The sequence below is a fragment of the Rosettibacter firmus genome (assembly GCF_036860695.1).
Lineage (GTDB): Bacteria > Bacteroidota > Ignavibacteria > Ignavibacteriales > Melioribacteraceae > Rosettibacter > Rosettibacter firmus.
This window is the reverse complement of the sequence record NZ_JAYKGJ010000001.1, coordinates 1,361,363-1,386,556: the sequence shown is the minus strand read 5'-3', so window position 1 is coordinate 1,386,556 and position 25,194 is coordinate 1,361,363. Positions and strand designations below refer to the sequence as shown.

26 protein-coding genes are annotated in these 25,194 nt (G+C 30.1%); 20 read left to right on the top strand and 6 right to left on the bottom strand.

Annotated elements, in window-relative coordinates; translation table 11 throughout:
- Nucleotides 1–63 precede the first annotated feature (63 nt).
- From VJY38_RS05905 to VJY38_RS05850, 12 genes are all read left to right on the top strand, one after another.
- Entirely contained in the window at nt 64–492 is a 429-nt protein-coding gene (locus VJY38_RS05905; RefSeq protein ID WP_353679749.1) for a gp436 family protein, read from the top strand.
- Nucleotides 489–908: a Gp37 family protein gene (locus VJY38_RS05900; protein ID WP_353679748.1), complete on the top strand. Its 420-nt coding sequence runs from the start codon at nt 489–491 to the stop codon at nt 906–908. Before VJY38_RS05905 ends, VJY38_RS05900 begins: the two co-directional genes overlap by 4 nt.
- A 9-nt stretch (nt 909–917) precedes the next feature.
- Nucleotides 918–1,361 (top strand): lysozyme, encoded by a 444-nt coding sequence (locus tag VJY38_RS05895; RefSeq protein ID WP_353679747.1) that lies wholly within the window; start codon nt 918–920, stop codon nt 1,359–1,361.
- A complete protein-coding gene (locus tag VJY38_RS05890; RefSeq protein WP_353679746.1) occupies nt 1,354–1,728 on the top strand; it encodes a hypothetical protein in 375 nt (124 codons plus the stop codon). The genes VJY38_RS05895 and VJY38_RS05890 overlap by 8 nt, the downstream gene beginning before the upstream one ends.
- 1 nt (nt 1,729) lies before the next feature.
- Nucleotides 1,730–2,041: a hypothetical protein gene (locus VJY38_RS05885; protein ID WP_353679745.1), complete on the top strand. Its 312-nt coding sequence runs from the start codon at nt 1,730–1,732 to the stop codon at nt 2,039–2,041.
- 7 nt (nt 2,042–2,048) lie between these two features.
- Entirely contained in the window at nt 2,049–2,993 is a 945-nt protein-coding gene (locus VJY38_RS05880; RefSeq protein ID WP_353679744.1) for a hypothetical protein, read from the top strand.
- 14 nt (nt 2,994–3,007) lie between these two features.
- The gene (locus tag VJY38_RS05875; protein ID WP_353679743.1) at nt 3,008–3,247 is read left to right on the top strand and encodes a hypothetical protein; all 240 of its coding nucleotides are present in this window, start codon (nt 3,008–3,010) and stop codon (nt 3,245–3,247) included.
- Nucleotides 3,234–3,530 carry a hypothetical protein gene (locus tag VJY38_RS05870; RefSeq protein ID WP_353679742.1) on the top strand — a complete coding sequence of 99 codons (297 nt, stop codon included), beginning with the start codon at nt 3,234–3,236 and terminating at the stop codon, nt 3,528–3,530. The genes VJY38_RS05875 and VJY38_RS05870 overlap by 14 nt, the downstream gene beginning before the upstream one ends.
- Nucleotides 3,531–3,868: 338 nt before the next feature.
- Nucleotides 3,869–6,208: a hypothetical protein gene (locus tag VJY38_RS05865; RefSeq protein WP_353679741.1), complete on the top strand. Its 2,340-nt coding sequence runs from the start codon at nt 3,869–3,871 to the stop codon at nt 6,206–6,208.
- The gene (locus VJY38_RS05860; RefSeq protein WP_353679740.1) at nt 6,208–7,653 is read left to right on the top strand and encodes a hypothetical protein; all 1,446 of its coding nucleotides are present in this window, start codon (nt 6,208–6,210) and stop codon (nt 7,651–7,653) included. The genes VJY38_RS05865 and VJY38_RS05860 overlap by 1 nt, the downstream gene beginning before the upstream one ends.
- A gap of 10 nt (nt 7,654–7,663) precedes the next feature.
- A complete protein-coding gene (locus VJY38_RS05855) occupies nt 7,664–9,316 on the top strand; it encodes a sialidase family protein (protein ID WP_353679739.1) in 1,653 nt (550 codons plus the stop codon).
- Nucleotides 9,313–9,936, top strand: a complete 624-nt coding sequence (locus tag VJY38_RS05850; RefSeq protein ID WP_353679738.1) for a class I SAM-dependent methyltransferase — start codon at nt 9,313–9,315, stop codon at nt 9,934–9,936. Before VJY38_RS05855 ends, VJY38_RS05850 begins: the two co-directional genes overlap by 4 nt.
- Nucleotides 9,937–10,042: 106 nt before the next feature.
- On the opposite strand, the gene VJY38_RS05845 is transcribed toward VJY38_RS05850, so the two are convergent.
- Nucleotides 10,043–11,404: a TatD family hydrolase gene (locus tag VJY38_RS05845; protein WP_353679737.1), complete on the bottom strand. Its 1,362-nt coding sequence runs from the start codon at nt 11,402–11,404 to the stop codon at nt 10,043–10,045.
- 82 nt (nt 11,405–11,486) lie between these two features.
- Entirely contained in the window at nt 11,487–12,482 is a 996-nt protein-coding gene (gene purM / locus VJY38_RS05840) for a phosphoribosylformylglycinamidine cyclo-ligase (RefSeq protein ID WP_353679736.1), read from the bottom strand.
- A gap of 160 nt (nt 12,483–12,642) precedes the next feature.
- Between purM and hrcA the strand changes: the two genes are divergently transcribed.
- From hrcA to coaD, 8 genes are read left to right on the top strand one after another with little or no spacing between them, the layout of a single operon-like run.
- Nucleotides 12,643–13,686 (top strand): heat-inducible transcriptional repressor HrcA, encoded by a 1,044-nt coding sequence (gene hrcA / locus VJY38_RS05835; RefSeq protein WP_353679735.1) that lies wholly within the window; start codon nt 12,643–12,645, stop codon nt 13,684–13,686.
- Nucleotides 13,687–13,706: 20 nt separating this feature from the next.
- Nucleotides 13,707–14,366, top strand: coding sequence for a nucleotide exchange factor GrpE (grpE, locus tag VJY38_RS05830; RefSeq protein WP_353679734.1), 660 nt, complete (start codon nt 13,707–13,709; stop codon nt 14,364–14,366).
- Between the two features lie 11 nt (nt 14,367–14,377).
- Nucleotides 14,378–15,496 (top strand): molecular chaperone DnaJ, encoded by a 1,119-nt coding sequence (dnaJ, locus tag VJY38_RS05825; protein ID WP_353679733.1) that lies wholly within the window; start codon nt 14,378–14,380, stop codon nt 15,494–15,496.
- 8 nt (nt 15,497–15,504) lie between these two features.
- The gene (locus VJY38_RS05820) at nt 15,505–16,032 is read left to right on the top strand and encodes a helix-hairpin-helix domain-containing protein (RefSeq protein ID WP_353679732.1); all 528 of its coding nucleotides are present in this window, start codon (nt 15,505–15,507) and stop codon (nt 16,030–16,032) included.
- 20 nt (nt 16,033–16,052) lie between these two features.
- A complete protein-coding gene (locus VJY38_RS05815; RefSeq protein ID WP_353679731.1) occupies nt 16,053–16,610 on the top strand; it encodes a hypothetical protein in 558 nt (185 codons plus the stop codon).
- Between the two features lie 16 nt (nt 16,611–16,626).
- On the top strand, nt 16,627–17,556 hold the full coding sequence (locus VJY38_RS05810; RefSeq protein WP_353679730.1) for a type IV pilus biogenesis protein PilM: 930 nt from the start codon (nt 16,627–16,629) through the stop codon (nt 17,554–17,556).
- Nucleotides 17,553–18,101: a 16S rRNA (guanine(966)-N(2))-methyltransferase RsmD gene (gene rsmD / locus VJY38_RS05805; protein ID WP_353679729.1), complete on the top strand. Its 549-nt coding sequence runs from the start codon at nt 17,553–17,555 to the stop codon at nt 18,099–18,101. The genes VJY38_RS05810 and rsmD overlap by 4 nt, the downstream gene beginning before the upstream one ends.
- A gap of 21 nt (nt 18,102–18,122) precedes the next feature.
- Entirely contained in the window at nt 18,123–18,602 is a 480-nt protein-coding gene (gene coaD, locus VJY38_RS05800) for a pantetheine-phosphate adenylyltransferase (protein ID WP_353679728.1), read from the top strand.
- 159 nt (nt 18,603–18,761) lie between these two features.
- Here the strand turns inward: coaD and VJY38_RS05795 are convergent, their stop codons facing one another.
- The 4 genes from VJY38_RS05795 to VJY38_RS05780 form a co-directional block, all read right to left on the bottom strand.
- Nucleotides 18,762–20,876: a sodium:solute symporter family protein gene (locus VJY38_RS05795; protein ID WP_353679727.1), complete on the bottom strand. Its 2,115-nt coding sequence runs from the start codon at nt 20,874–20,876 to the stop codon at nt 18,762–18,764.
- A 7-nt stretch (nt 20,877–20,883) separates the two neighbouring features.
- Nucleotides 20,884–21,096 carry a hypothetical protein gene (locus VJY38_RS05790; RefSeq protein ID WP_353679726.1) on the bottom strand — a complete coding sequence of 71 codons (213 nt, stop codon included), beginning with the start codon at nt 21,094–21,096 and terminating at the stop codon, nt 20,884–20,886.
- A 119-nt stretch (nt 21,097–21,215) separates the two neighbouring features.
- On the bottom strand, nt 21,216–22,751 hold the full coding sequence (locus VJY38_RS05785; protein ID WP_353679725.1) for a glucuronyl esterase domain-containing protein: 1,536 nt from the start codon (nt 22,749–22,751) through the stop codon (nt 21,216–21,218).
- A 71-nt stretch (nt 22,752–22,822) separates the two neighbouring features.
- Complete coding sequence (locus VJY38_RS05780) at nt 22,823–25,159, bottom strand: spermidine synthase (protein WP_353679724.1); 2,337 nt, start codon at nt 25,157–25,159, stop codon at nt 22,823–22,825.
- Nucleotides 25,160–25,194: the final 35 nt, after the last annotated feature.

Here is a 25,194-nt window from a genome sequence, read left to right as displayed (position 1 = left end):
ATAAATATATTGGGTGGGGTATAAATTAAACAAGCCCACTTCGGTGGGCTTTAAAGGAAAAACATGTATATAAATAGAGATATATTAATAAAATATATCGATGAACAGGAATTAATTAGATTAACAGATGATCAGAATCTTGGAGCAGTTAATCAACAAGTTCTTGATGAAGCTATTAATAATGCTGAAAACGAAATAGATGGATACTTGATTCAATTATATGATAAATCAGCATTCCCGGCAGAGCTACCGGGAATACTAATACAAATTACAGTAGATCTTACGATTTATAATTTATATAAAAGACGATATAGATTGGAGATGCCAGAATCTTTAGTAAAATTACATGAAGATACATTGCAGAAACTTCAGCGCATAGCAAAGGGAGAAATTGTTCTATCTCTACCCAAAAAATCTGAGGCTGGATTCATTAAAATTAATAAAACATCTCAAGATAGATTATATGATATAGACAAATTAGAAATGCTATGATTACAGAAATTAAAAATATGATAAAGAGTAATCTGGAAGCTGCAGTGAGTAATTTACCACAACAATTAAGGATACCAGTTGAAATACCTATCTCAATTGATCAATACAAATTGAGTCATCCAATTGGAGCTTATTTAGTTATTTATAAGGGCAGTTCATTCAAACAGAAAGATGTAAAAAATATTATTGCCCAGGACAGAGATATTGAAATAATGGTTGTAGTAACTGCAAGATACAGAGAAGAAATGAAACCAGAAGAATATCTTGATTATGCAATTGAACAACTTAGTGGCTATCAGACTGATTCCAAACGCACCGTTTATTGTAGCCAGGATGAATGGCTTGGAGAAGAAGCGGGAATATGGAGTTATGCAGCAACTTTTGTTGTACCTGTTGAATTTTTTCAATCAAATTAATTAAGACAGATGCAGGCAAGTGAAAAAGCAATTGAACTGATAAAAAAATATGAAGGACTCAGGTTGACAGCATATAGGTGTCCATCTGGAATACTAACAATTGGATATGGGCATACTAAAACTGTTAAACCAGGTATGACAATTAATAAAGAGATGGCAGAATTATTATTAAAACAGGATTTAAAGGATTTTGAAAAAGCTATTAATGAGCTTGTAAAAGTGCCTTTAACTCAGAATCAGTTTGATGCATTAATAAGTTTTGTCTTCAATATTGGTACAGATAAATTTAAAAAATCAACTCTATTAAAAAAATTAAATGAAGGCAATTATAAAGAAGCAGCTAATGAATTCTTAAAGTGGACAAAAGCGATTTCACCAGTTGGACTAAAAGAATTACCAGGATTAGTTAAACGAAGAAATGAAGAAAAAAAATTATTCGAGTCAAATGATTAATAAATTAAAAATATTATTTGTCTTAATAATTCTTATAGCTTGTAAAGAAATTCAATATATAGAAAAAGTAAAAATAGATACTATAAAAGTAGCAAGTCCAGTAATAGAAGATACTATTAAAGCTAAGATTATCACAGACACAGTGATCGTTGCAGATAAAATTAATAAAAAAGATACAGCAATAATTGTAAAATATTTCCCTGTTGCAAAAAAGTTTTACGTAAAAGCAAAACCAGATACGGTTACAATTTTAAAAATTGATACAGTTAAGACACAATTAATAAATAAAAACAATGAGGTTACTAATATTCTGATTTTAGTAATAATATTGTCAATTATAATAGTAGCAATAAAATGGAGCAGATAAAATGGAAGCAGAATTATTACAAACAACTTTTATATCATTAAATGGCATGGCAACAGCAATATTATTGATTACTGAATTTATTAAGAATAAACTATCAATAAAAGGCACATTAACAATAGTGGTAAGTTATTTGGTTGCATTAATAATAAGCATTATTGGTTTTGTGTTACGGATAGGAATGTTTGAATATATTGAATGGTATTACATAATTATATATAGTGTATCTGCAACACTTATGGCAAATGGACTCGCAACATGGGGAATTATCAAAGAGCTATTGACAATATTAAAATTAAAAACACCAAAAAATTGAGGTAAAAATGTATTCACCAGCAGGATTAAAACAAATAGTATTATGCGATAAAGGTACATTAGCAACCACACCAGTTGACCCAATTGCGATGGGGATTCGCAAAGAAGCTAAATTAACAATAGAACATTTTAAGCAAGTTGAAGATTATCGCAAACGAAAATTTAGAAATATGCTCAACTTTAAAGTTGAAGTTGATACATTACAACCAACTATCTTTTTATTCAAAAAATTAATTAACTGGCTTAATGGTAATGTCGACACTCAAATTATAACACAAAAACAAAATGCATCGAATAAAGATGTATTTAAGTTTGTGAGTGGAAAGGAGCTTGGGATTGATTTTGAATGGACTTACAATCAAGAAGGTCGTAGTTGCAAAATAACACTTGAAAGAGCTTTGCCATACAATGATGCTGTAGTCTTTATTGACACTGTTGATAATGAAACTGCAGTTAATTTCCCTTCAATTAACGACGATGGTACTGATATAAATATTTATAGAGGTTTTAATCCAGATAAGATTGAAAAGCCTGGCGGTACATTATTAAATGCATCAGATCTAATAACAGTACGTGAATTAAAAATAAAAACAGAAAGTCAAAAATCATTAAATAATATCAGCCTGGTGGATAAGTTAATCATATCATTAGAAATAACTGGCAGAGAGGCTGCAATATCAGATTTTATAACAAGACTAAATAAAGGACAACTCGAAAGTGTAATTTACCAGGATAAAAATTCTACATTATTATATGATAAATTCGATTTTAATACGAATGTGTTGACACAGACAGATGAATTTATGATAGATGATAGTAATAGAACATTAAAAATATTATTGGAAGGGAGTGTACCAATTTATGATATTACATTTTTGGTTGGTTCTGGCAATGGTGGTGATGTTAGTGATACTAAAGGTACTACAGGTGGTACAATCAAATTTGGTTATTAATAATTGGAGCGATTATGTTATTGAAAATTAAAATTGGCAAAGGCAATTATGCTTTGCGTACATACGATAAAAATGGTATTGAAATATTTTATACAAGCAGTCGACTTGGTGGATTTGATTATTCAGATGACGAGCTTATATGTAATGTGCCTGATGGTTCAGTTAAATACGAATTAAAAGAATTGAATAGTTTAAAAATAATTCAAGAAGGTGAAATAAAGAAAATAAAAGGTGATAAAAATGTATCTAATTAATGGCATTGAATATAGGTTAAAACAAAAATATACTTTAAAAGATTGGGGCAAGATACTTGAAATAATAAATTCTGCCAATGCTAAAGACGAACAAAGTATAATTATAAATTTACTTGCAGAAGATAAAGTAACAGACTTATTAAATATAATACTTGATACATCGCAAAATAAAATTAATGAATTATACGAAGATGACTTTGAAGAGATAAATAGAATTATAAAGGATTTTTTTTCGAGAAAAACAAGCTTGATCAAAAATACGATAAGCTCTTCAAACATTTAAATGAAGAATATGAAAGGACATATAGAGAACTTGAAAGATTAAGTGAATTAAAAATAAAATATTATGAACCCGCATCAATTGATATAGATCCTTTATTGTTCAAGCTTGCAGATGGCGATATATCGAAAATCAATGTAATAAATGAATTGGATTTTGAGTTGTGTTATAATTGGTATTATTTAATAAAAGTACGTGAGTTAAATGAAATGAAAATGAGAATTGCAGAGTGGAAAAAGATAAAAAATAAATGATTATTTTTTATAAAATAATTTAATAGTTAACCAATCAGCAAAAATGATAATAAACAATATTGTGAACCAAAAAATTAAATTATCCATATGGCTGCCAATGAAATAATTCTTAAATTAGTTATAGATGGTAAAGAAGCAAATGCTACTCTTAATTTAACTGATAACAATATAAAAGAACTTTATAAAAGTTTCAAGTATGGAAAACAAGAAGTAAATGGATTAACTACTGCTATATCGCAGGGGTTTAACAATGCAAGAGAGATAATACAGGGTTTTAAAGAGGCATATAATGTAATCGCTTCGGCTTTCAGTACACATCTAAATGCCTACCGGGAACAAGAAGCAGCATTAATAAAATTAAACACGGCTCTTGCACAATCAAATCAACTTACCGATGAAAATGTAAAATCATTAACCGAATATGCACAAAAGTTACAGCAAACTACCGTATACGGTGATGAAGTCACAGAAACTGTGATGGCTCAGTTGCTCGCCATGGGATTAAATATTGAGCAAACAAAACAGGCTACACTCCAAGCAGCAAATCTTGCAACAGTAATGGGCACCGATCTAAATACCGCCGCCCGAGCTATGGCAGATCTATTTCAAGGGAATACAGGTTTAATTGGCAGATATATTAAGGGACTGGATGAAACTATAATTAAGAGTGGAGATCTTAACAAAATATTAAGTATGCTTAATGAAAGAATAGGTGGGCAGGCTGAGGCAATTGGACAGACGAGCGTTGGTGCAATTGCAAGAATGAATAATGCTATTGGAGATTTGAAAGAAAATACAGGACAGATGCTTAGCCAGGCTCTTGGTCCATTTGTTAATATGATTGCTAATATAATCGGGCAATTAAACACAATTTCACCACAACTGAGTGGGTTTATTGGATTACTTGGATCAATTACTACTGCATTTATTACTTTAAGAGTTACTGGAATTTTGCCAGCAATAAAATCAATTGAATTATTTGGAGTTGCTTTAACCGGGTTAAAAGCCGCATTTATTAAAACAGGTATAGGTGCATTAGTCACCGCGCTTGGTTATGGATTTTATGAACTTGCAAAAGCTTATGAAAAATGGCAGAACATAAAATCTAACGGGGAACAATCATTTAATAATATATTGGATCAAATACGCTCTGATGCATTAAAAGCAAAAAAAAATGAGCTCGACTGGATGTTAAATGATGCTGAAAAGCAAAAAGAAAAGATACTCAAGGATATAGAAAAACTTAAAAATGATATACAAAAAGCGAAAAAAGAGATAGTCACAAAAGATAAGGAAGGATATGAGTATAAGAACTATTATGATACAGAAGAATCAAAAAAACTATCTGAGCAACTTAAACAAACAGAATATTTATTAAAACTCGAAGAAGAAAAAATTAAAATATATACTGAAGTAATAAACCAAAAACAGAAAGTAATTAAACTTTCTGATGAAGAATTAAAAAAAGAATTTGATAAAAATCGTGAGATATTAACAGAAAAACAACGACATGAAGCTGCATTATTAAAAATTACTGAAGATAATGAACTATTAGAATTAGAGCAAAAAAAGAAGCATCTAAACGAAATGATTCAATTATATCGGCAATACGGACAAGATATTACACAACTTATTAATATGCTTAATGAAACTGAGATAGAATTAAAATTAAAATTAAAACCACCAGAATTAGAATTAGAACAACCTGAAGATATAGAATTAACCGATATTCAATATGGTAACATTTTAGAATATGCACGTATGAGTAAACAACAAGAGATTGAATTATGGTATCAAACAGAACAGGAAAAAATAAAGACATACGAAAATAGTACAGAAATGTTAAATGCTTTAAATGAAGAATATGCTCGTAGAAAAGCAGAACTTGATGAAGAAATTGCAAATACAACTCTTGAAGTTTATTCAAATATGTTTGGGGCTTTATCTTTATTTTTTGCAAAGCATACACTTGCATATAAATTATTTGCAATTGCTCAAACATTAATTGATACTTATCAATCTGCACAAGCTGCATATAAATCACTCGTGAGTATACCTGTTGTTGGTCCTACACTTGCTTCTATAGCTGCAGCAACAGCAATAGCACAAGGCTTGGCAAGGGTAAATGCGATAAGCTCGGTAAAAGTGCCGGGCTATCAATCAGGGGGTAGATTAAGAAAAGGGGAAACAGGTTTTATAGAAGGTTACGAAAATGAAATTATAGCTCCAGAACGAACATTTGTAGAAATATTTAAACAAGAATTAAGACCTCAGATTTATAATAATCAGGTCTATGATAATCGATATGATTTATTGATTGAAAAATTAGATAATTGGCAAAAAGAATTTACTTTGAGATTTGACGGATATGATTTTGTAACAGCAATTGATAAAATTAATTTAAGAAAAAATAAAATACAATATTAATGTATTACGTACAGAAAATATACATAAACAGCATAATACCAGCTGGTAATTTACAGATTGAAATGATATTAACACCATATATACTTCCTCCTGATGAAGGAATTGATTTAAATGCAGAATTATTAAATATGAGCGAGTTAAAAATTGGGAATGATGATGATAGCGATCTAATAATGATGCCAGGCGAAATTAATATAGAATTTTGTCTATTAGATAAACCTTTGAAAGATGTTATTGATTTATTTAACTATATCGCATATAGGAACAGGTGGTCAATTCATACTTATATTAGAATAAATGGGAATTTAATCTGGAAAGGTTATGTTGACAAAGACTTAGATAAAATGAAATTGAATTATATGGAAAAATCTATCAGATTAAATCTTATCGATGAATATAGTAGAATAAAAGATCTCGATCCAAAACTTAATCCTTTTAATTATAATTTGGATGATACAAAATTAATAACTGAAATTATCTATGATATTTTTACACACTATTTCTATGATCCTTATGTCAATAATCTTATATGTCTAAGCAATCTCGAAGGCCAAATACTTATAAATTATACTGAATATATAACTTTCCCATTTAATCAATTTAGAGCTGCGTTATCATTTTATTATGGGCAAAATTCTAATTATGCAACGATTAACGATGTTTTGAAATCGATTTTAGTTAATTATAATTTAATAGTATATGTAGGGCAAAATAGAACTCTGTATTTAATTCCTCGTTTTATCGAATTCAACTATATAAATGTTATAACACACAATCAAATAATATCAATATCCGACTATAAAATGATACAACGCATAAAAGGAATGCAAGTAAATGTGTGGAAAGGGGGTTATCCGAAAGATAATAATTATTACATTTATCAATTAGGCAATTATGTGGATGGGGATAGATTATGTGAGAAACTTTACATTGATCAACCTGCCGGTACTTATCCTGGTGGTGGGTATAGTGGCATAGCAGTTATATATAACTCAACAATTTATTGGATTGAATTTGATCGTATCCGTTATAAAAAATTAGATGGCTCTTATTCAGATTATAAAGCATTATATAAAATTGTTGCGGATGATGTATGGGAGAAAATTAAATCCGAAAGAATTGGTGTAGAAATAGAAGTAAAAGGATTGAACTGGGAACCGGGTTTTTATATGATCCCAGGTAGCGATATTGTTTTCAGAGCAACTCGTTTTAAATATAATTTTATTAAAAATACTACCAAAATATCACTAAGACAGGTTGGGATTATACCTTTTACAAGCAGGTTATTAGAGGATGGTACATTAAGATTAACAACAGATTATTCTAAAAGATTGCTCGAAGGCTATGAGATTGGAGCTTATCAAGAACCTATACAACAATCATATAGACTTACAGAAGATTCATTTAAGAGATTATTAGAAGACAATAATTATAGATTAAATTAGGAGTTTAAAAATGGCAGATAAAAAAATTACAGAGATGACAACATTAACACAAGTTGATGCTGCTAACGATTACCTCGAAATTGTTGATGCGAGCGAAACTGATTTATCGAATAAAAACAAAAAAGTTACACCTGCAACTTTAATTTCAGGTATAAGAATTGATCAACTTGGCGAACCAATTGATAATACTAATTTAGATGTAAGTACAACACGTCATGGTTTAATGAAAAAGCTTTCTGGCATTGCAGCACAATTTTTTAATGGACTTGGAAATTGGGTACAGGTAAAAGACACAGATTTAAGTTTGCAGGATGAAACAACTACTAATGCCACAAGCACAAGACATGGATTTTTACCGAAATTAAGTGGCATTGCAGCACAATTTTTTAATGGACTTGGAAATTGGGTACAGGTAAAAGACACAGATTTAAGTTTGCAGGATGAAACAACTACTAATGCATCAGTAACCAGACACGGATTTTTGCCGAAGTTAAGTGGGGACGCAAATCAATATCTTAATGGATTAGGACAATGGAGCACACCAAGTGGAGGTGGAGGTGGAAGTGGAGGAGTTAATTTTTTGTTCCCATTACGATCTACTATAGCGTCTGATAATTTTAATCTTACAATTTTGCAAGATAGTTCATATCATCATTTTGGAATATTATGTGTTAATCCTTTAAATGGTACAATGATCTGGATATTTCGTACAGGTACAGCACACATCTCAAATAATAGTTTAATAAGAATGATAAAAAGCACAAATGGTGGAAAAACCTGGTCAACACCTATTTTATTATTTTCAGAAAATAATTATGATTTAAGAAATTGCGCTGGGGGTTATACAAAAAATGGTAGATTGATAATATTTTATGGGAAATATTACCAAGCAACAACCTGGCAAGCAATTGCATATAGGTATAGTGATGATGATGGTCTTACTTGGAGTAATGAGAATTTTATTGATACTCAAAATACAAACGCTTATAGTACGTATGGTAAATTAATATATGATGAAAATGGTACATTATATCAAACATGGTATGGGATTAATACATCAAACAATACATATAATGTTTTTTTGATGAAATCAAATGACAACGGAATAACTTGGACTAGTTACAACGTTTATTCTGGAACTATTAAAACTACCGAATCTTCTGCAGTATATATTGGTGGTGGACGATTTATAATAGTATCTAGAGTTGACAATGGTAATAATTTTATGCAATTTAAATCTGATGATTATGGAATTACCTGGACTAATATGGGATATATTACAAGCATTAGTTGGACCCCAAGTACTTCTGGTCAAGTACCAATGCCTGATTTAAATTATATTGATTATAACGGTATTGGCATACTAGCACTTTACTATACTTTAAGACCATCTTCCCCACAGAAACTTAATGTAATTTATGGGCTTGCTAAAGAAGTATTTAATAATACAAATGGATGGTTATCTAATACAATTAAAACAATATATACATATACTACTAATGAAGGCAGAAATCCAGGCTATCAGATATTTTTCCATCCTGAAAATAAATTTAATGGTATAGGAATAACAGTTGATGAACCTTCAAATACATATAGTTATCCTGTAGTAGTATTTAGTAATATTCAAGGATTAAGCCAATTACTAATAAATTTAGGATTATGATAAAAAAAATATTATCATTAATTAAAACTAAAGATTTAAAATATAATTTGGGATATTGGGAAAATCCTGATGAAAATAATAACCCAGTATATTATTTAGATAATAATAATACAAATGAAAGAACAATTTATTTAATAAACCTAATAAACAAATGGTTCCCGGATAAGAATATTAAAATATTAGAAATTGGCAGTAATGTTGGTAGAAATTTAAATTACTTATATAAAAACGGTTATAAAAAATTAACCGGTATAGAAATTAATAAAGAAGCTATTAAATTAATGAGCATACATTATAAACAATGTTATGATAATGTAATTATAATTAATGATGCTGTAGAAAATGTTATAAAAAAGATAAAACAAAATGAATATGATTTGATATTTACTATGGCAGTATTAGAACACATTCATAAAAAAAGTGAATGGATATTCAATGAAATGATACGAATAACTAATAATATCATTACTATTGAGGATGAAAAATCAATAAGTTGGAAACATTTCCCAAGAAATTATAAAAGAGTTTTCAAGAACATGAAACAAATCTATTGGGAAGATTGTTCTTACATTAAAGGATTTAATAAAGGCTTTACTACAAGAATTTTTACGAAATTATGACAATATGTCACACCATCTTTAATAATAAATATTATAATATATAACATTTTATTTTGCCAAAATAAGTGATAATTTTTGCCACTTTGAGTGAGAAGTTATATTCATTTTATGAAAAATATTCTCTTTCTCTAAATTCAACTCCAAGTACATCTGTTACAAATTTTTTTGCTGCTTCAGAATCAACTTCGTTCATACCAACTATAGTCATTACAACACGTGAATATTTTTTTGCTTTTTTTGCAAAGTCAATCATCTCTGCGTGAAGTGACGGATCAACTCGCATTAATTTTGCATATTGTTCTGGGTCAACAGAATTTAAGCTTATTGAGACAACATCAATTAAACCTTCGAGTTCTGGTGTAATATCTCGTTTATTTATAACATTTCCATGACCATCTGTATTTAATCTTGTTATTCCACCATTATCTTTAACATATTTTGCAATTTTTTTAACAACTTCCCATCTTATTGTAGGTTCGCCATAGCCACAAAAGACTATCTCTTTATATTTTTTTGGATCACCAATTTCTTTAATATAAACTTCTGCTTCTGGTTCTTCGGATTTTTTCATCTTTAAATTATAGCCATTGATTACAGCATCTCCCTTTCGATCGCAAAATATACAATCTGCATTACAACGATTGGTTACATTGATATAAAGTGAATTACCAATTTTATAAGTGAAACTAACAGGAGGTTTACTTCCAATCCCAAATAATTTATAAACATTATAAGTTGTAGCTCTTGCAACATCTTCAACAGTTAGATTTTGAACTTCAGCAATTTTTTCTGCAATTAATTTTATATAAGCCGGTTCATTTCTATTTCCTCTGTGAGGAACTGGAGTCATAAAAGGTGAATCTGTTTCGAGTAACATACTTTCAATCGAAATATTAGATACTATATGACGCAAACTTTCTGCTTTATTAAAAGTTATATTTCCAGTAAAGGAAATTAAATGATGCATTTCTATTAATTCTTTTGCATCTTTTAATGAACCAGCAAAGCAGTGAAATTGAGCACGTAAGCCTGTATCTTTATATTTTCTTATAATATTCATTATATCATCGTTTGCCTGACGATTATGAACAATAATAGGAAGTTTCAATTTTAATGCTAATTGAATTTGTTCTTCAAATGCTTTTAATTGAATATCTCTTGGCGAAAAATCATAATAATAATCCAGTCCTATTTCGCCTATTGCAACTACTTTTTTATTTTTTGCAAGTTCTTCCAGTTTATTAATTATATTGTCATTCCATTCTTTACTATCATGGGGATGAACACCAACAGCTGCATAAATATTCTCATATTTTTCTGTAAGTTCGATTGCTTGTTGAGATGATATTAAATCGGTTGCCGGTACTATGATGACTTTTACATCAGATTCAATTGCTCTTTTTACAACCTGATCAACTTCGCCATTAAAATTTGGATAAAAGAGATGTGCGTGTGTATCTATAAACATAATTTTTTTCTTTGTTTGGTTTATAAACTAATTCACAAATTATAGAACAAATTAAAAGTTATATTCATTCAAAAAATTGACTTTAAGTAATTTCTCCAATAACAAATCCAGTTTCACCAATTGATTTGCCAAGAGTTAATGTTTTATCTACATCATTTTTATTTACGATTGCAACAAGTCCAATTCCAAGGTTGAAGACCTCTCTCATTTCGTTGTCTTCAATTTCTCCTGCTTTTTGAATTAATTCAAATATTGCAGGTACTTCCCAAGAATTCCAGTCTATTTTCATTTTTAAATTTTCCGGAATAACTCTTTTTGTATTTCCAATTATTCCTCCACCAGTAATATGTGAAAATGCTTTAATAGAAATATTTTCTTTCAATAAATTTATTAAAGGCAGATAAGATTTATGAATTTTTAAAAGTTCTTCGCCAAGAGTTAGATTTAATTCTTCAGGTTTATCATCGAGTTTGTATTTGTTAAGCAATACTTTTCTTGCAAGCGAATAACCATTAGTATGTAATCCATTTGAAGAAAAACCAATAAGCATATCACCTTTTGTAACAGATTTACCATCAATTATTTTTTCTTGTTCAACTAAACCGACTATAGTTCCAGCAACATCATATTCATTTTCTGCATAAAGTCCGGGCATTTCAGCAGTTTCTCCACCAATTAAAGCAACATTATTTTCTTTACATGCAATAGAAAAACCTTTAATAATTTGTTCGGCTTTTTCGGGAATTAATTTTCCAAATGCAATATAATCCATAAAGTATTGTGGTTCAGCACCACAAACAGCTATGTCGTTAACACAATGATTTACTAAATCCTGTCCAATTGTATCGTGTTTATCCAGTGCTATAGCAATTTTTATTTTTGTACCAACACCATCCACACTTGAAACAAGTACTGGATGTTTCCATTTATTTAAGTCTATTTTATAGAATGCACCAAAATGTCCAATACCGTGTAATACATTATTATTAAAAGTAGATTTTGCTAATGCTTTTATTCTATCTACTGTATTTTCGCCAGCTTGAATATTAACACCGGCATCTTTATAACTTATTCCCACGAGTTCCTCTTAAATTTTAATTACAAATATACGAATATTCATTTGAAACTTTGGTTTAAGTAAAGTTGTCTTATGCAACGCATTCTAAATAAAATCATCTAATCTGAAAAATTGTTCAATTTTTAATATTTTTGAATCTGTGATTAAGGTGTAAAAGTCTATGCAAGAGTATCAATTAAAAGATAGAGAGAAGGCAATATTAAGATTTGTGATTCATCAATTTATATTGACCGCAAGTCCAGTAGGCTCAAGAAACATTTCGAAAAAATATAATATTGGATTATCGCCAGCTTCTATTAGAAATATTATGGCAGACCTGGAGGAATTAGGATTTCTGGATCATCCTCATACGTCTGCTGGTAGAGTGCCTACTGATAAAGGCTATCGTGTTTATGTTGATTCTTTAATGGATCCCCCGGTGCTTGATATGCAGACCAAACAAATTATTGATGTGAATTTAAGTCAGGCTCCAAGTGAGACAGAAGAATTATTAAAAGTAACTACAAATATTTTAAGTGACCTTACAAATCAGCTTGCAATGGTCACCTATCCAAAATTTGAACAGGCTGTACTCGAAAGGATTCAGATTGTTCAATTATCTTCTACAAGAATACTTGTAGTTGTTACTGTAAAATCCGGGTTAATAAGAACAATTACACTTGAGATTGATGCAGAGGTAAAAGAAGAACAATTAGCAGCAGTTCAGCAATTTTTAAATGAAAAATTATCTGGATTAAAATTTTATGAAATTAGAAATACAATAGGTGAAAGAATAAAGAATTTTGATGAGGAAACATATCGTCCAATAGTTAGAGTTTTTCTTGATTCTGTTGATAGAATTTTTACAGATATTCAAAGTGACAAGATTGTTTTATCCGGTGCAAAAAATATTCTTAAACAACCTGAATTTGCTGATCATGAACAATTTCAAAGTATAATTGAATTAATTGAAAATAAAGATATTATCATACATATTCTTGATAAGAAACAACCATCTAACAAAGATGATGTAGTTGTTACAATTGGCGAAGAAAACCGTGATGAAAAATTTTCTGACTACAGCATGATAACAAAAGAATATAAAATTGGTGATTTGCAGGGAACCGTTGGTATTATGGGTCCTAAGCGTATGGATTATTCAAAAATTATAGCTGCAGTTGTTTATGTAGCACAGCAACTTTCTGCAGAATTAACTAAAAAGTAAAAATGGAAAAGAAGGTGATTATGGAAGACGCAATTAAACAAGAAATAAATAACCAATCAGAATTACCGAAAGAACAACAGGAAAATACTGCTCAAGAAAGTTCTGAGCAGGAAGAGACTATTTTAAACGAAACAGAGAAACGAATTAAAGAACTTGAAGAAAAAATTGCTGAACTTGAAAAATCTAATAATGAATTAAAAGATGCTTTTTTAAGAAAAGCTGCTGAGTTTGAAAATTATAAGAGAAGAACCGAAAACGATCAATTAAATATAATTAAATATGCTGCTGAACCTTTTATTAAAAACATATTAACTATTTACGACGATCTCGAACGTTCTTTAAATCATATTACAGATGATAATAACTTTGAATCTCTGAAAAAAGGTTTAGAGCTTATTTATGATAAGTTTACGAAAATTCTGGATTCACATGGCGTAAGAAAAATAGATGCTGTTGGTCAACCTTTTGATGTTGAACTCCACGAAGCATTAATGCAAAAACCAGCAGCAGATGTTCCACCGCATACTGTTCTTGAGATTTTAGAACATGGATATATTTATAAAGATAAAGTAATTCGACATGCAAAAGTAATTGTAAGTTCAGAGATAACTCAAGAAGAAAATAAGTCAGAAGAAAATAAACCAGATGAAAATAATATTAATTCAACCAATAATAATTGAGGGTAGATTTTATGGCTAAAAGAGATTATTACGAAGTATTGGGTGTAAGCAGAGATGCAAGTGAAGAAGAAATAAGAAAAGCTTATAGAAGATTAGCAATGCAATATCATCCCGATAGAAATCCAGGCGATAAAGAAGCAGAAGAAAAATTTAAAGAAGCTGCCGAAGCATATGAAGTTCTAAGCAATCCAGAAAAACGAGCTAAATACGATAGATATGGTCATAGTGGTTTGCGTGGTGGCGAAGACTACAGAGGCTTTGAAAATGTTAGTGATATATTCAGTCACTTCTCAGATATTTTTGGTAGTGCTTTTGGTGGTTCATCAATCTTTGATGATTTCTTTGGAACCACAACATCACAAAGAACACAAAAGAAAACAACCGGAACTCCTGGTTCTGATATAAAAATTACATTGAAACTAACACTCGAAGAAATTGCTACAGGTACAACCAAGAAAGTAAAAATTAAAAAATATAATAGATGTGAAACGTGCAATGGTACCGGAGCTAAAGCTTCTTCGGGTTATAAAACCTGTTCTGCATGTAATGGAACTGGAGAGATACGACAGGTATCGCGTTCGATCTTTGGACAATTTGTTAATATAACAACTTGCAAAAATTGTGGTGGTACAGGTAAAGTTATTTCGGAACCATGTCCAACCTGTTCTGGTGATGGAAGAGTTTATGGCGAAACTACAATTAAAATTAATGTACCTGCAGGTGTGCACGATGGTAGTTATATGACTTTAAAAGGGGAAGGTAATGTTGGTAAAAATGGAGGCCCCGCTGGTGATATTATTGTTGTATTTCAAGAATTGCCACATGAATATTTTACAAGAGATGGTGATAATGTTATTTATGAATTATACATAAGCTTCCCAGAAGCAGTTTTAGGTACCGAAGTAGAAGTTCCCACATTAACTGGAAAAGCAAAATTAAAAATTGAACCCGGTACACAACCCGGCAAATTCCTCAAAATGCGAGATAAAGGAATACAACACCTTAATAGCCATGGAGCAGGTGATCAGCTTGTTAAAATAAATATACATGTTCCTAAAAATGTAACTGCAAAAGAAAAAGAACTTTTGAAAGAGCTTCAGAAAATGCCAAATATAAAAGTTGGTGATTAGTCTTTTATTTGATTCTTCTTTGTAAGAGGTTTAATATTAACCTTTTAAGAAAAATATCACATAAATTTGGCTTTACTGATACCGAAATCAAAGTAATTTTATTTTTACTTATTGCACTATTTGTTGGTGCTTCAATTAATTTTTTAAAGAATCGTCATGGAAAAGATTTATTAGAATATAATTATGAAAAAGAAGATAGCCTTTTTAGAAACATCATTTTTTCAGATAGTATCAATTCAGAAAAATATGTAAATGCAAAAGTTGATTATCAACAAGAACTTTTAGATTTTAGCAACAAAAAATTAAAAGAAAAAGCACAAAGGATTAGAAAAGATAGCTTAGAGCTAATTAATATAAATTCAGCAAATATATCTGAATTTATAAGTTTGCCGGGAATAGGTGAAAAAACAGCAGCAGAAATAATAAATTACAGAAATACACACGGAGCTTTTAAGAAGATTGAAGATTTGCTGAAGATTAAAGGTATTGGCAGAGCAAAATTTGATAAAATAAAAAATCGAATTACAATTAAGTAAATCTTTTTTTGGAGGAAATAATGAGTTACAAGTCAGAACCATGGTATATCCATGCAGTTTTATATGTTATTATTGCTATACTGGTATATGTATTAATAAAAGTTGCATACTTAGATCCCAATGAAATTCTTGAAAAAGAAAAGTACTATAAACAAGAATCGAGATTGAGAATGTCGAATCTTCGTGCAGCAGAAAAATTATGGGAAGCTAAATATGGAAGGTTTACAGATAATCTTAATGATTTAATTAACTTTCTAAAAACCGATCCCAGTGTTAAAAAAGCAATGGAAGGAGTTGACTCTTTAACAGGTAGATCAACAAATCCATTTGTGAAATTATCAGATGGAAGATTAGTCTGGGATTCAATTACACATTCTCCCAAATCAGGAAGACCTTATATACTGAAAGTGGATACTTCTGTTGTAGCCGATACAATAATTGATAGACTTGGCAGAATAATTAAAATTGATTCTGTTAAAACAATTGGTCAGAGATATTATATCGAATGCCCGGATGGTTATGGTACAATTGGCGACCTCAGAAGTGATGCTCTTAAACATACAGCATCATGGGAATAAAATTAACTGAGTCAATGTGTATCAAAATCATATTGGCATAAATTTAACTGAAACTAAATTTCAGTTTGTTGAGATAAGTTATAAACAAAAATCTTTTTATCTGGAAAATATAGACCAGATAATTTTCAAAGAAAACTTAAGCCCTTCACTGCAGAAGGGCTTTAATATTGAATCGGAATCAAAGATAATATCGCTTCTTCAGGAATCTTATAATAAAATAATTTCTAAGAAAAATCCGATTTCAAAATTTATTTCATTTTCACTGGCAAATGAGTTTTTTGTAGTTATTGAAATCCCTTTTGAACCAACATTAATAAAAAAAGATTTAAACGAGCATTTTAAGTGGGAACTCTCGGTTTTATATCCACACCTTAAATCCGAAGATTATCTAATTCAACATATTGAAGTAAATAAAACTTCTATAAGAACAGAAGAAGTTGCTATAGTTTTTTACTTAAATAAAAATGTAATTAACATCATTAATAAATTTTGTAAAGTGAATAACCTCGAATTAAAATATGTTGATAATGCTCATCTCGCATCCACTGCATTTTTGCATATACTCGATGAAAAGAAAAATAATGATATAACATTTAGTTTTTACATCGACCAGAAGCTTTCATCTCTTGCAGTTCTTGAAGGAAGAATTCCTTTTTTCTTTAAGACTTTTGATACTATAAAAATTCTCGATATTATTGATGATATCCTTTTACAGCTGAACAGGTATGGAGTTAATATTAATTCTGCAAATCAAATTATTATTAATGGACAAAACATAACCGATGAGGTGATTTTAAAACTGGAAGAAAAGTTTAATCGAAAATTGATAAAAATAAATCCCTTCGAAAAATTAAAAATTAATGATTCATTTAAGAATAATCCTTTTTATATTTCACAATATAATTCATTTATGGCAGCAACAGGAATGGCACTTAGAGTAATATGAGAATAATTGCAGGAAAATATAAAGGAAGAATTATTAAATTTCCGAATTCTAAACTGGTGCGACCAACTACAGACAAAGTGAAAGAATCGTTATTCAATTATTTATCAAATCAAATTGATTTTGAGGGAATAAAAGTATGTGATATTTATGCAGGTTCAGGTTCTCTGGGTTTAGAAGCACTGAGTAGAGGTGCTGCCGAAGTTCACTTTGTTGAAAAAGATTTTTTTGTTGTAAAAGTTCTTAAAGAAAATATTTTATCTCTTGATGCCGAAGAGAATTGTAAGATATACAAAACAGAAGCAATAAAATTTACTCGAATGAAAAATCACGATAAATATGATTTAATTTTAGCAGATCCGCCATTTTTTAAAAATGATATTCATATGGTTGTTCGAAATATAATCGAAAGAAATTATTTAATTGAAAATGGTATAATGATAGTTGAACGCTCTGTTCAAACAAAAAGTGAAGACACAGAAAATTTTAAATGCGAACCATTTAAGAAAATTGGGGATAGTCTAATTTATCTTTTTGAAAACAATTAAAAAATATTAACGAGAAAAATCATGGCAAAAGTAATTTATCCCGGTACATTCGATCCAGTTACAAATGGACATATTGATATTGTTGAAAGAGCCAGTGAACTTTTTGAAGAAGTTGTAGTTACTGTTGCTCGCAATCCAATGAAAACAGCACTTTTTTCTGTTGAAGAAAGACTTGAGATGTTAAGAGAGAGCTTAAAAGATTTTAAGAATGTTATAGTCGATTCTTTTGATGGACTTGTAGTAGACCACGCAAAACAGGTTGGTGCAATTGGAATAATCAGGGGATTAAGAGCAGTTAGCGATTTTGAATATGAATTTCAAATGGCACTTATGAATAGAAAATTAGCAGGTGAAATTACTACTATTTTGTTAATGCCACACGATAAATATACATATCTTAATTCAACCATTATTAAAAATCTTGCTCAATTTCATGGTAATGTATCAGAATTTGTTCCACCAATAGTTGAAAGAAAATTAAAAGAAAAGTTTGGTTATTGAAAAAATTATTTTGAGAGAAGATGACTTTATAAAACTTTAGCTTCTCAAGTGAATTTTTAGAAATGTTTATATCAGAAATTATTCTACACATTTCTTATGAACATATCGAACCTTATAAAAGAACTTCTTAAAAGTAAATCGACTCTTTTCTAATTTTTATTACATTTCTTTTTCTGCAATAAGAATTCTCCCATCTACAAACAAACCATGTTCAAGATGTCTTTTTCTTATATATACTATACCATCTTCATTATGAGGTTCACCATAAACAGAGTGCACAGATTTCAAACCACCAAGATATTTTCGAGCGTCTGATATATAAACTAAATCGCCAACTTCTGCAGCCATTTTGTGCATATCCCGTTCAGAAAAATTTACTACATCGTCATTATCATCTTTAATTAATTTCCAGTGAACTTTTACCACTTCGCCTTCTCTCTCGTTTACTTTTTTTCCTTTATACATTTCCATTGCTTTGTTAATTGACCAGATAGTTAAACCCTGAGTTTGACGCTCGGCATCGTATTTAATATAATGTGTGGAAATTAATGCTACAAAGAAAGATGCTAAGATAGTAGATGTTAATAAGAGTTCAAGAGAGAAGGTTTCTAATTTAAGAACTGCAACCAGAATATCTACTACAACAACAATAACGGTAAATCCAATTATTGGATACATTATAAAATGTTTTTTTGAATCTATAATAATGTCAGAAAGCTTTTTAAGTTGGCGTCTAAATACTGTTGTAAGAACAGCAAGTGAAACACAAACAATTAGATTATAGAGTGCACTCATATAGGTATAAGGATGTACGGGATCGTATGGTGTGCCATGAGCAATTGGTCTTATTAATTCATACGGAAATCTATTTCCGAGTAGCATTAAAGAGATTCCACCAATAACAGTTGTTATTAATCCAGCTGGAGTAAATTTTTTCCAGAAAGCACCAAAAAAGATTGCAACCATTAATGGTGGTGTAAGAGTTGCATGAAAGAATGCATGTGCTTGATAAACTGTAGGATAAGAAACAAATGCATAAACAGCTAATACACCCAGCAATGTTAATCCCACAGTCGAAATTCTTGCAACGAGCATTGCTTTTTTTTCAGGAAGATGTTTATCTCTACTTAGTTTTTTGAGCCAGATTCTTATAGGTCTATCAACATCATTAACATAAATTGCTGATGCAGCATTAACCAGAGTGCTTACTGTAGACATAAGAGCGGCTGCTATTGCTGCAACTACAAATCCAAATACTCCCGGTCCAGTTAATATATTTGAGACAACTATAAAAACTGAATCAGGATTAATATCGGGAGGTATAATACTGGGATTCATAACAGATATAGCTTTTGCAACCCAACCTCCACCTCCAACAACAATAGCAGAGATTGGTAACATAAAAAGAACATTTGCTGCTGCAGCTTTTCTTCCTTCGTGAACACTTTTTGTAGCCATAAATCTCATTATTAAACCCATATTCATAAAAAGAAAACCAACAGATCCTGCAATTGCATCTTCCCAGAATGTTCCAACAGAATTAAATTCTGCGGGCTCATTAAATCCAGCAAATGGTAATTTCCAGCTTTTAGGAAGTAAATTCCAGAATGAATCCCATCCGCCTACATATGAAATTCCCAGAAAGAATACTAATAAGCCAGCAACCAAGAGCATTGTACCCTGAACTAAATCTGTAAAGATAACAGCTGTTTGTCCTCCAAATGTTATATAAATTCCTGTAATTGCTGCAGTAACCCAGATTAATCCCATTAATGTAACATGAATTTGATAACCGAAGAATGAGAAATATTCTGGCATCAAGGGCATAATTGCTTTGCCCATAGTTAGAAAGCCTATACCAACATATCCAATAAGGTAAAGTAGTTGAAGGACAGTAACTAAAAACCTTGCAAATGGAGAAAACCTTCTTTCAAAATATTCTGGGATTGAACGAATTCTTGAATATATAATAATTGGTAACCATCCAAACATAAAAAGGGGAACAAAGAACCAGTCATTCATATAAGACATTGAAGAAGAAAATCCATATTTAAAACCCATAGCCGAATATTTTATAAAACTATGACTGCTTATTCCCGTTGCAACTATAGACATTGCAATAAGCCACCAGCTAAATCTTCTTCCCCCAAAGAAAAAATCATTTGTATCTTTATTATATTTTGCAAAGTATGAACCAAAAAGCAGCATGGTTATCATGTATATAACCAGTACTGCCCAGTCGAGTTGAGTTCCTATATTGTGTATTTGTTCCATGGTAGTCTCACAAGTAAAGTGCGGCGATTATTAGAAAGGCATGTATGGCCATAAAATAAAAATATCCAAAGATTAGAACCTTCCACCAGAATCGATGACGCTTTAGTCTCATATCTAATGCTTTGGTTTTGCGGATTAATATTAATCCTGCAATAAAAAATATTCCACCACCTACATATAAATAAATGAAAGGTAACCAGGAATTGAAAAATGTTGGCATTCTACATAACCTGAAATATTTTGTATAGCAAATTATGTGGCATAAGTTTCATTCGCAAATTAATTGTTATTAAAACAGATTCTGAATTATCTCAAACCATGAATAATTTTGTAATGAATTTATTTGACATAAACCATTTTTCTATTTAATGAACCCTGTGGAGTTTTAAGCTGATAAATTAAAGTCCCGGAAGAAAGTGAATCTGGCGTGTATTTAATTTGATATTCACCAGGTTCTTTCTCTTCATCAAGAAGAACTTTAATTAATTTTCCAAGAACATCATAGACTATCAAACTGACTTTTGTTTTTTCTGTTAATGTGAATGAAATTATTGTTTCGGGATTAAATGGATTAGGATAATTTTGCTTGAGATTGAAGTTTCTAATTTTTTTTGTTTCTTCTTCATGTATATCTGTGGCTGTTGAAAGTTCTGGAGTACTCCATGGAATCCATTTAGTAAGGTCTGGATTATATGGACTGATTTCAATATTTGTATTTACATTTTTATTTCCCAGAAGAAATTTTTCTACAAATGCTATAACTTCAGGTCTTTGAATATCGGGTAGTTGACAATGAATATGACCGGCTACTTTAGAAAATCCAAATCTATCTGGAACTCCAAGAGCTTTCCAGACTTCTTTAGCTGCCTTACAGGATACATGACCGGATTCTTCTGCAAGCCATTCATAATCTGGATTGCCAAGAACAAGGAGTGCTCTTGGTGCAATCATAGCCATTAATTCATGATGATCGAATGAAAGTTTATTTACTAAATTATTGAATTGACGAATGTCTTGATGATACCATGGAGCTCCCTGAGCATTTCTTAGAGTTTCTCTACTGCCACTTAAAGTTTCTGTTACTCTCCAGGCGGCATCTCCACCACCACCCGGTTCCTGTGCAATTGTTAGAGCAATTCGTTCATCAAATGCTGCAGAGAATAGTGCTATTTTACCAGCAAACGAACAACCCGTTATGGCTAATCGTTTCATATCGATTTTTGTCTTAAGAGCTTTTTCTATCCCATCAATAATTCTACTTACACCCCATGCCCATGCAGTAAAGAATCCAACTTTTGAATCAGGATAAAGTTTATAAAATCCACCGGTTCCTCTTTTAATATCAAAACCCCAGGGTGCTAATTCCCAGAATCTGAATTGAATAGTAGCAATTTTTCGATTTATAAAAATATCTGGTGGTAAACTTCCTGTTCCGCCCCCGAAACCAACGCCAATTACAGCTGGAAATGGTCCCTCGCCATCAGGTAAAGTAACTTTTGAAGTTAATATAAGTGTATCTCCATTTTCTATAATTGTAACTGTCAATATGCTATCTGGTGAAAAAGTTGCTAACAGTGTATCTGGTGGTTCAGGTTTTTTTCCGAGTTCATAATATTGAATTTGTGCACCAATTTCTGCACGACGACATCTCCAATCATCTATGGATTTAATACGTCCCTTTGTTGTATCTGCCCACATAAATGGATCTGGTAAATGATTTATTACAGGCAACTCGTTGATAGATGGTAAAGGTGGAAGTGAGCAATTGGTACCAGTATTTTCAACATCATAAGATAGTGGCAATTCCTGTGAAATAATATTCATATTAAAAATGATTATGTAAATAATGAGTGAAACAATTTTGTTTGTCATCATTTTTCTCCCATTAAGAATTGTTTAATCATTATATTTTTTGCAGGTAAAAATTTTTGTATGTATTTAATATGTTAAGATGTTTTACCTTTAAATGCTACTAAAACCAAAGCATAGAAAAATAATCCAGCAAAAAAGGAAATATTAAATCCATATAACATTGCTAAGAGTATTGAAAAAACAGAACCAAACACAGATAATGTGGCATTAATACCATACATCCATGGGATATAATTTTCTAATTTTTGTTCTCTGAGTAATTTAATTGAAGTAGGGAATGGTATCCCGAGTAGAAAACCAAGTGGCAGAATTAATAAAAAGATTATTATTGTTAAGATAACCTGGTTTATTGACATTAATTGATTTAAAAATTCCGGTACAATTAGAAATAAGATTAATCCGTAAAAAATTATTAATGAACTTGTAACAAATAACCTTTTGTAATGATTATTAGAAATAATTTTATTTCCGCTGTAACTACCTGCACCCATTCCCAGTAATATTGAACATAATAAAATTGATAGAGAAACAGTTGGTGAACCTAAATACAGAATCATTTTCTGAAATAGAACTACTTCTATAATCATGAAGCCTGTACCTATGGATGCAAAAACAATTAAAAGCTTTCGAAGAGTAAGAATCTTTGACTTAACTAATTCTTTTTTAAATTGAGTTAATAGTTTTAAAACAAAAATCAAACTTATTATGAATATTGTGAAAAAAAGTCCAGTGTACTCTGATGGTAAAAATTTTGATACTTTGTAGAAAAAGGGATTATTATCGTAACATGGAGTTATATCATATGGGTGTTCTTCAATAAATTCATTAAGTGTAAATTGAGAAGTAGAAATACCATATAAAAAATTATTTATTATAGAACCTGTAACATTATTAAAATTTGCTTCATTATTCAGATAAGGCATAAAAGTTATTTTATGAAAACGGGCGGGTAATTCATTCTGTTTTTTATTCCACTTAATTAATTCTTCTTTTTTGAAAGGTGTTTTTTTAATTAAGATTGTTGGTGCATAATCAGATTCTAAAACTATAACATGATTAACAAAGTTTTGATTTTTGATTCCATTTTTTTCAAAAGCTTTCATTGATGTAACAATAAAACGTAGAAGTTCCCATTTATTGTGTAATGTAAAAATTAACATACCTTCGGGTGTAAGTACATTTAGGTAATCATTTAATGCTTCAACAGTAAGCAAATAATTTTCATTCATAGCTAAAGCATCAATGTTCTGCAACTGTTTTGTAGAAGGAAGAGCAATTACAATTAAATCAAATTTTTTATTTACCTGTTTGATATAATTGCGTCCCTCTTTTATAATAATATTGACATTTGGGAAATTCGTATAAATTCCACCATTATAATTTTTGTAATCTTTTACCATGTTGACAAAATCGGGATTGACTTCTACGCCGGTAATATTTTTTACTTCTGCGAATAATCCAATTAAAACTTCTTTGCCTCCACCTGGACCAATTATCAACATTGAATCTTTTTGATTTTCATTGAGATAAAGGAAAGGAATTGTTGTTGTATGTTCAAGTAATAACTCTAATAAAGTCTTTCCTGCTTTTTGAATGTTTCCATTAAATCGATACATTTGAGTTCCAGCAGCACCATCAATAAACATCTGGCGAACCACATCTTGATGGCTATATGCTACAAGATCTGTTCTTCCATAAATACTCCATCGGCTTTCTAAAATATTTGCTTTTATTTCTGGATCTGGATAGACGTAATAAAAATCTTTTTCATCAAATTTACCTATTGGAATTTTGCCAATTAGATCTCGACTACCATTTATGAAAACAAGAATAATTGTTATTAATAAAATAATTGGGACTGGTGCAACTGTTGGTTTTTCTTTTACGAATTTAAATGAGAAAGAAATAAATATAATTATTAGCGATAAAAGTAAAATGAAGTTCGAAGCACCCAGAATATTTAATAATAAAAGCGGCAATAATGAACCCAGTGCTGCACCAGTTAGATCAGCAGCATAAAGTTTAAAACTATAATCAGAATAAAGCTTGAAAATTTGGGAATATAAAATTCCAGCTATAAAGAAAGGAATAAATAAAAAGAGAAAAAATAAAAAGTGATTTGTAATTGAAAATAGTGTGATGATTAAAATAAATAGTGCCAGTGAAAAACCATAATAAGTAAGGAATCTAAAAATTAAATTCGTTGCATTTTCTTTTTGAATGGATTTTAATTTATAAAATGAATAAATGCTTCCGAATCCCAACCCAGAAATTGCAAAAGATAGTATAATGAATGCATAATTATGCACAAATATAACAGAACTAACACGCGTTGAAATAATTTCAAAACTAATCACAGTAATAGATAGAAAGAATGTAACTATATAGATTAACAGATTTTCGTTTTTCATTATTAAATGCTCTGGAAATAGAAAAACATATCAAT

Excerpts from the sequence above, each read along its gene's own strand:
- VJY38_RS05845 (WP_353679737.1), bottom strand. The coding sequence starts at position 11,404 with ATGTTTATAGATACACACGCACATCTCTTTTATCCAAATTTTAATGGC.
- VJY38_RS05860 (WP_353679740.1), top strand. The coding sequence starts at position 6,208 with ATGTATTACGTACAGAAAATATACATAAACAGCATAATACCAGCTGGT.
- VJY38_RS05900 (WP_353679748.1), top strand. The coding sequence starts at position 489 with ATGATTACAGAAATTAAAAATATGATAAAGAGTAATCTGGAAGCTGCA.
- VJY38_RS05815 (WP_353679731.1), top strand. The coding sequence starts at position 16,053 with ATGAGTTACAAGTCAGAACCATGGTATATCCATGCAGTTTTATATGTT.
- VJY38_RS05785 (WP_353679725.1), bottom strand. The coding sequence starts at position 22,751 with ATGATGACAAACAAAATTGTTTCACTCATTATTTACATAATCATTTTT.
- VJY38_RS05875 (WP_353679743.1), top strand. The coding sequence starts at position 3,008 with ATGTTATTGAAAATTAAAATTGGCAAAGGCAATTATGCTTTGCGTACA.
- VJY38_RS05780 (WP_353679724.1), bottom strand. The coding sequence starts at position 25,159 with ATGAAAAACGAAAATCTGTTAATCTATATAGTTACATTCTTTCTATCT.
- VJY38_RS05880 (WP_353679744.1), top strand. The coding sequence starts at position 2,049 with ATGTATTCACCAGCAGGATTAAAACAAATAGTATTATGCGATAAAGGT.
- rsmD (WP_353679729.1), top strand. The coding sequence starts at position 17,553 with ATGAGAATAATTGCAGGAAAATATAAAGGAAGAATTATTAAATTTCCG.
- grpE (WP_353679734.1), top strand. The coding sequence starts at position 13,707 with ATGGAAGACGCAATTAAACAAGAAATAAATAACCAATCAGAATTACCG.
- VJY38_RS05885 (WP_353679745.1), top strand. The coding sequence starts at position 1,730 with ATGGAAGCAGAATTATTACAAACAACTTTTATATCATTAAATGGCATG.
- VJY38_RS05850 (WP_353679738.1), top strand. The coding sequence starts at position 9,313 with ATGATAAAAAAAATATTATCATTAATTAAAACTAAAGATTTAAAATAT.
- VJY38_RS05790 (WP_353679726.1), bottom strand. The coding sequence starts at position 21,096 with ATGCCAACATTTTTCAATTCCTGGTTACCTTTCATTTATTTATATGTA.
- VJY38_RS05795 (WP_353679727.1), bottom strand. The coding sequence starts at position 20,876 with ATGGAACAAATACACAATATAGGAACTCAACTCGACTGGGCAGTACTG.
- VJY38_RS05855 (WP_353679739.1), top strand. The coding sequence starts at position 7,664 with ATGGCAGATAAAAAAATTACAGAGATGACAACATTAACACAAGTTGAT.
- hrcA (WP_353679735.1), top strand. The coding sequence starts at position 12,643 with ATGCAAGAGTATCAATTAAAAGATAGAGAGAAGGCAATATTAAGATTT.
- VJY38_RS05895 (WP_353679747.1), top strand. The coding sequence starts at position 918 with ATGCAGGCAAGTGAAAAAGCAATTGAACTGATAAAAAAATATGAAGGA.
- VJY38_RS05905 (WP_353679749.1), top strand. The coding sequence starts at position 64 with ATGTATATAAATAGAGATATATTAATAAAATATATCGATGAACAGGAA.
- VJY38_RS05890 (WP_353679746.1), top strand. The coding sequence starts at position 1,354 with ATGATTAATAAATTAAAAATATTATTTGTCTTAATAATTCTTATAGCT.
- coaD (WP_353679728.1), top strand. The coding sequence starts at position 18,123 with ATGGCAAAAGTAATTTATCCCGGTACATTCGATCCAGTTACAAATGGA.
- dnaJ (WP_353679733.1), top strand. The coding sequence starts at position 14,378 with ATGGCTAAAAGAGATTATTACGAAGTATTGGGTGTAAGCAGAGATGCA.
- VJY38_RS05865 (WP_353679741.1), top strand. The coding sequence starts at position 3,869 with ATGGCTGCCAATGAAATAATTCTTAAATTAGTTATAGATGGTAAAGAA.
- VJY38_RS05870 (WP_353679742.1), top strand. The coding sequence starts at position 3,234 with ATGTATCTAATTAATGGCATTGAATATAGGTTAAAACAAAAATATACT.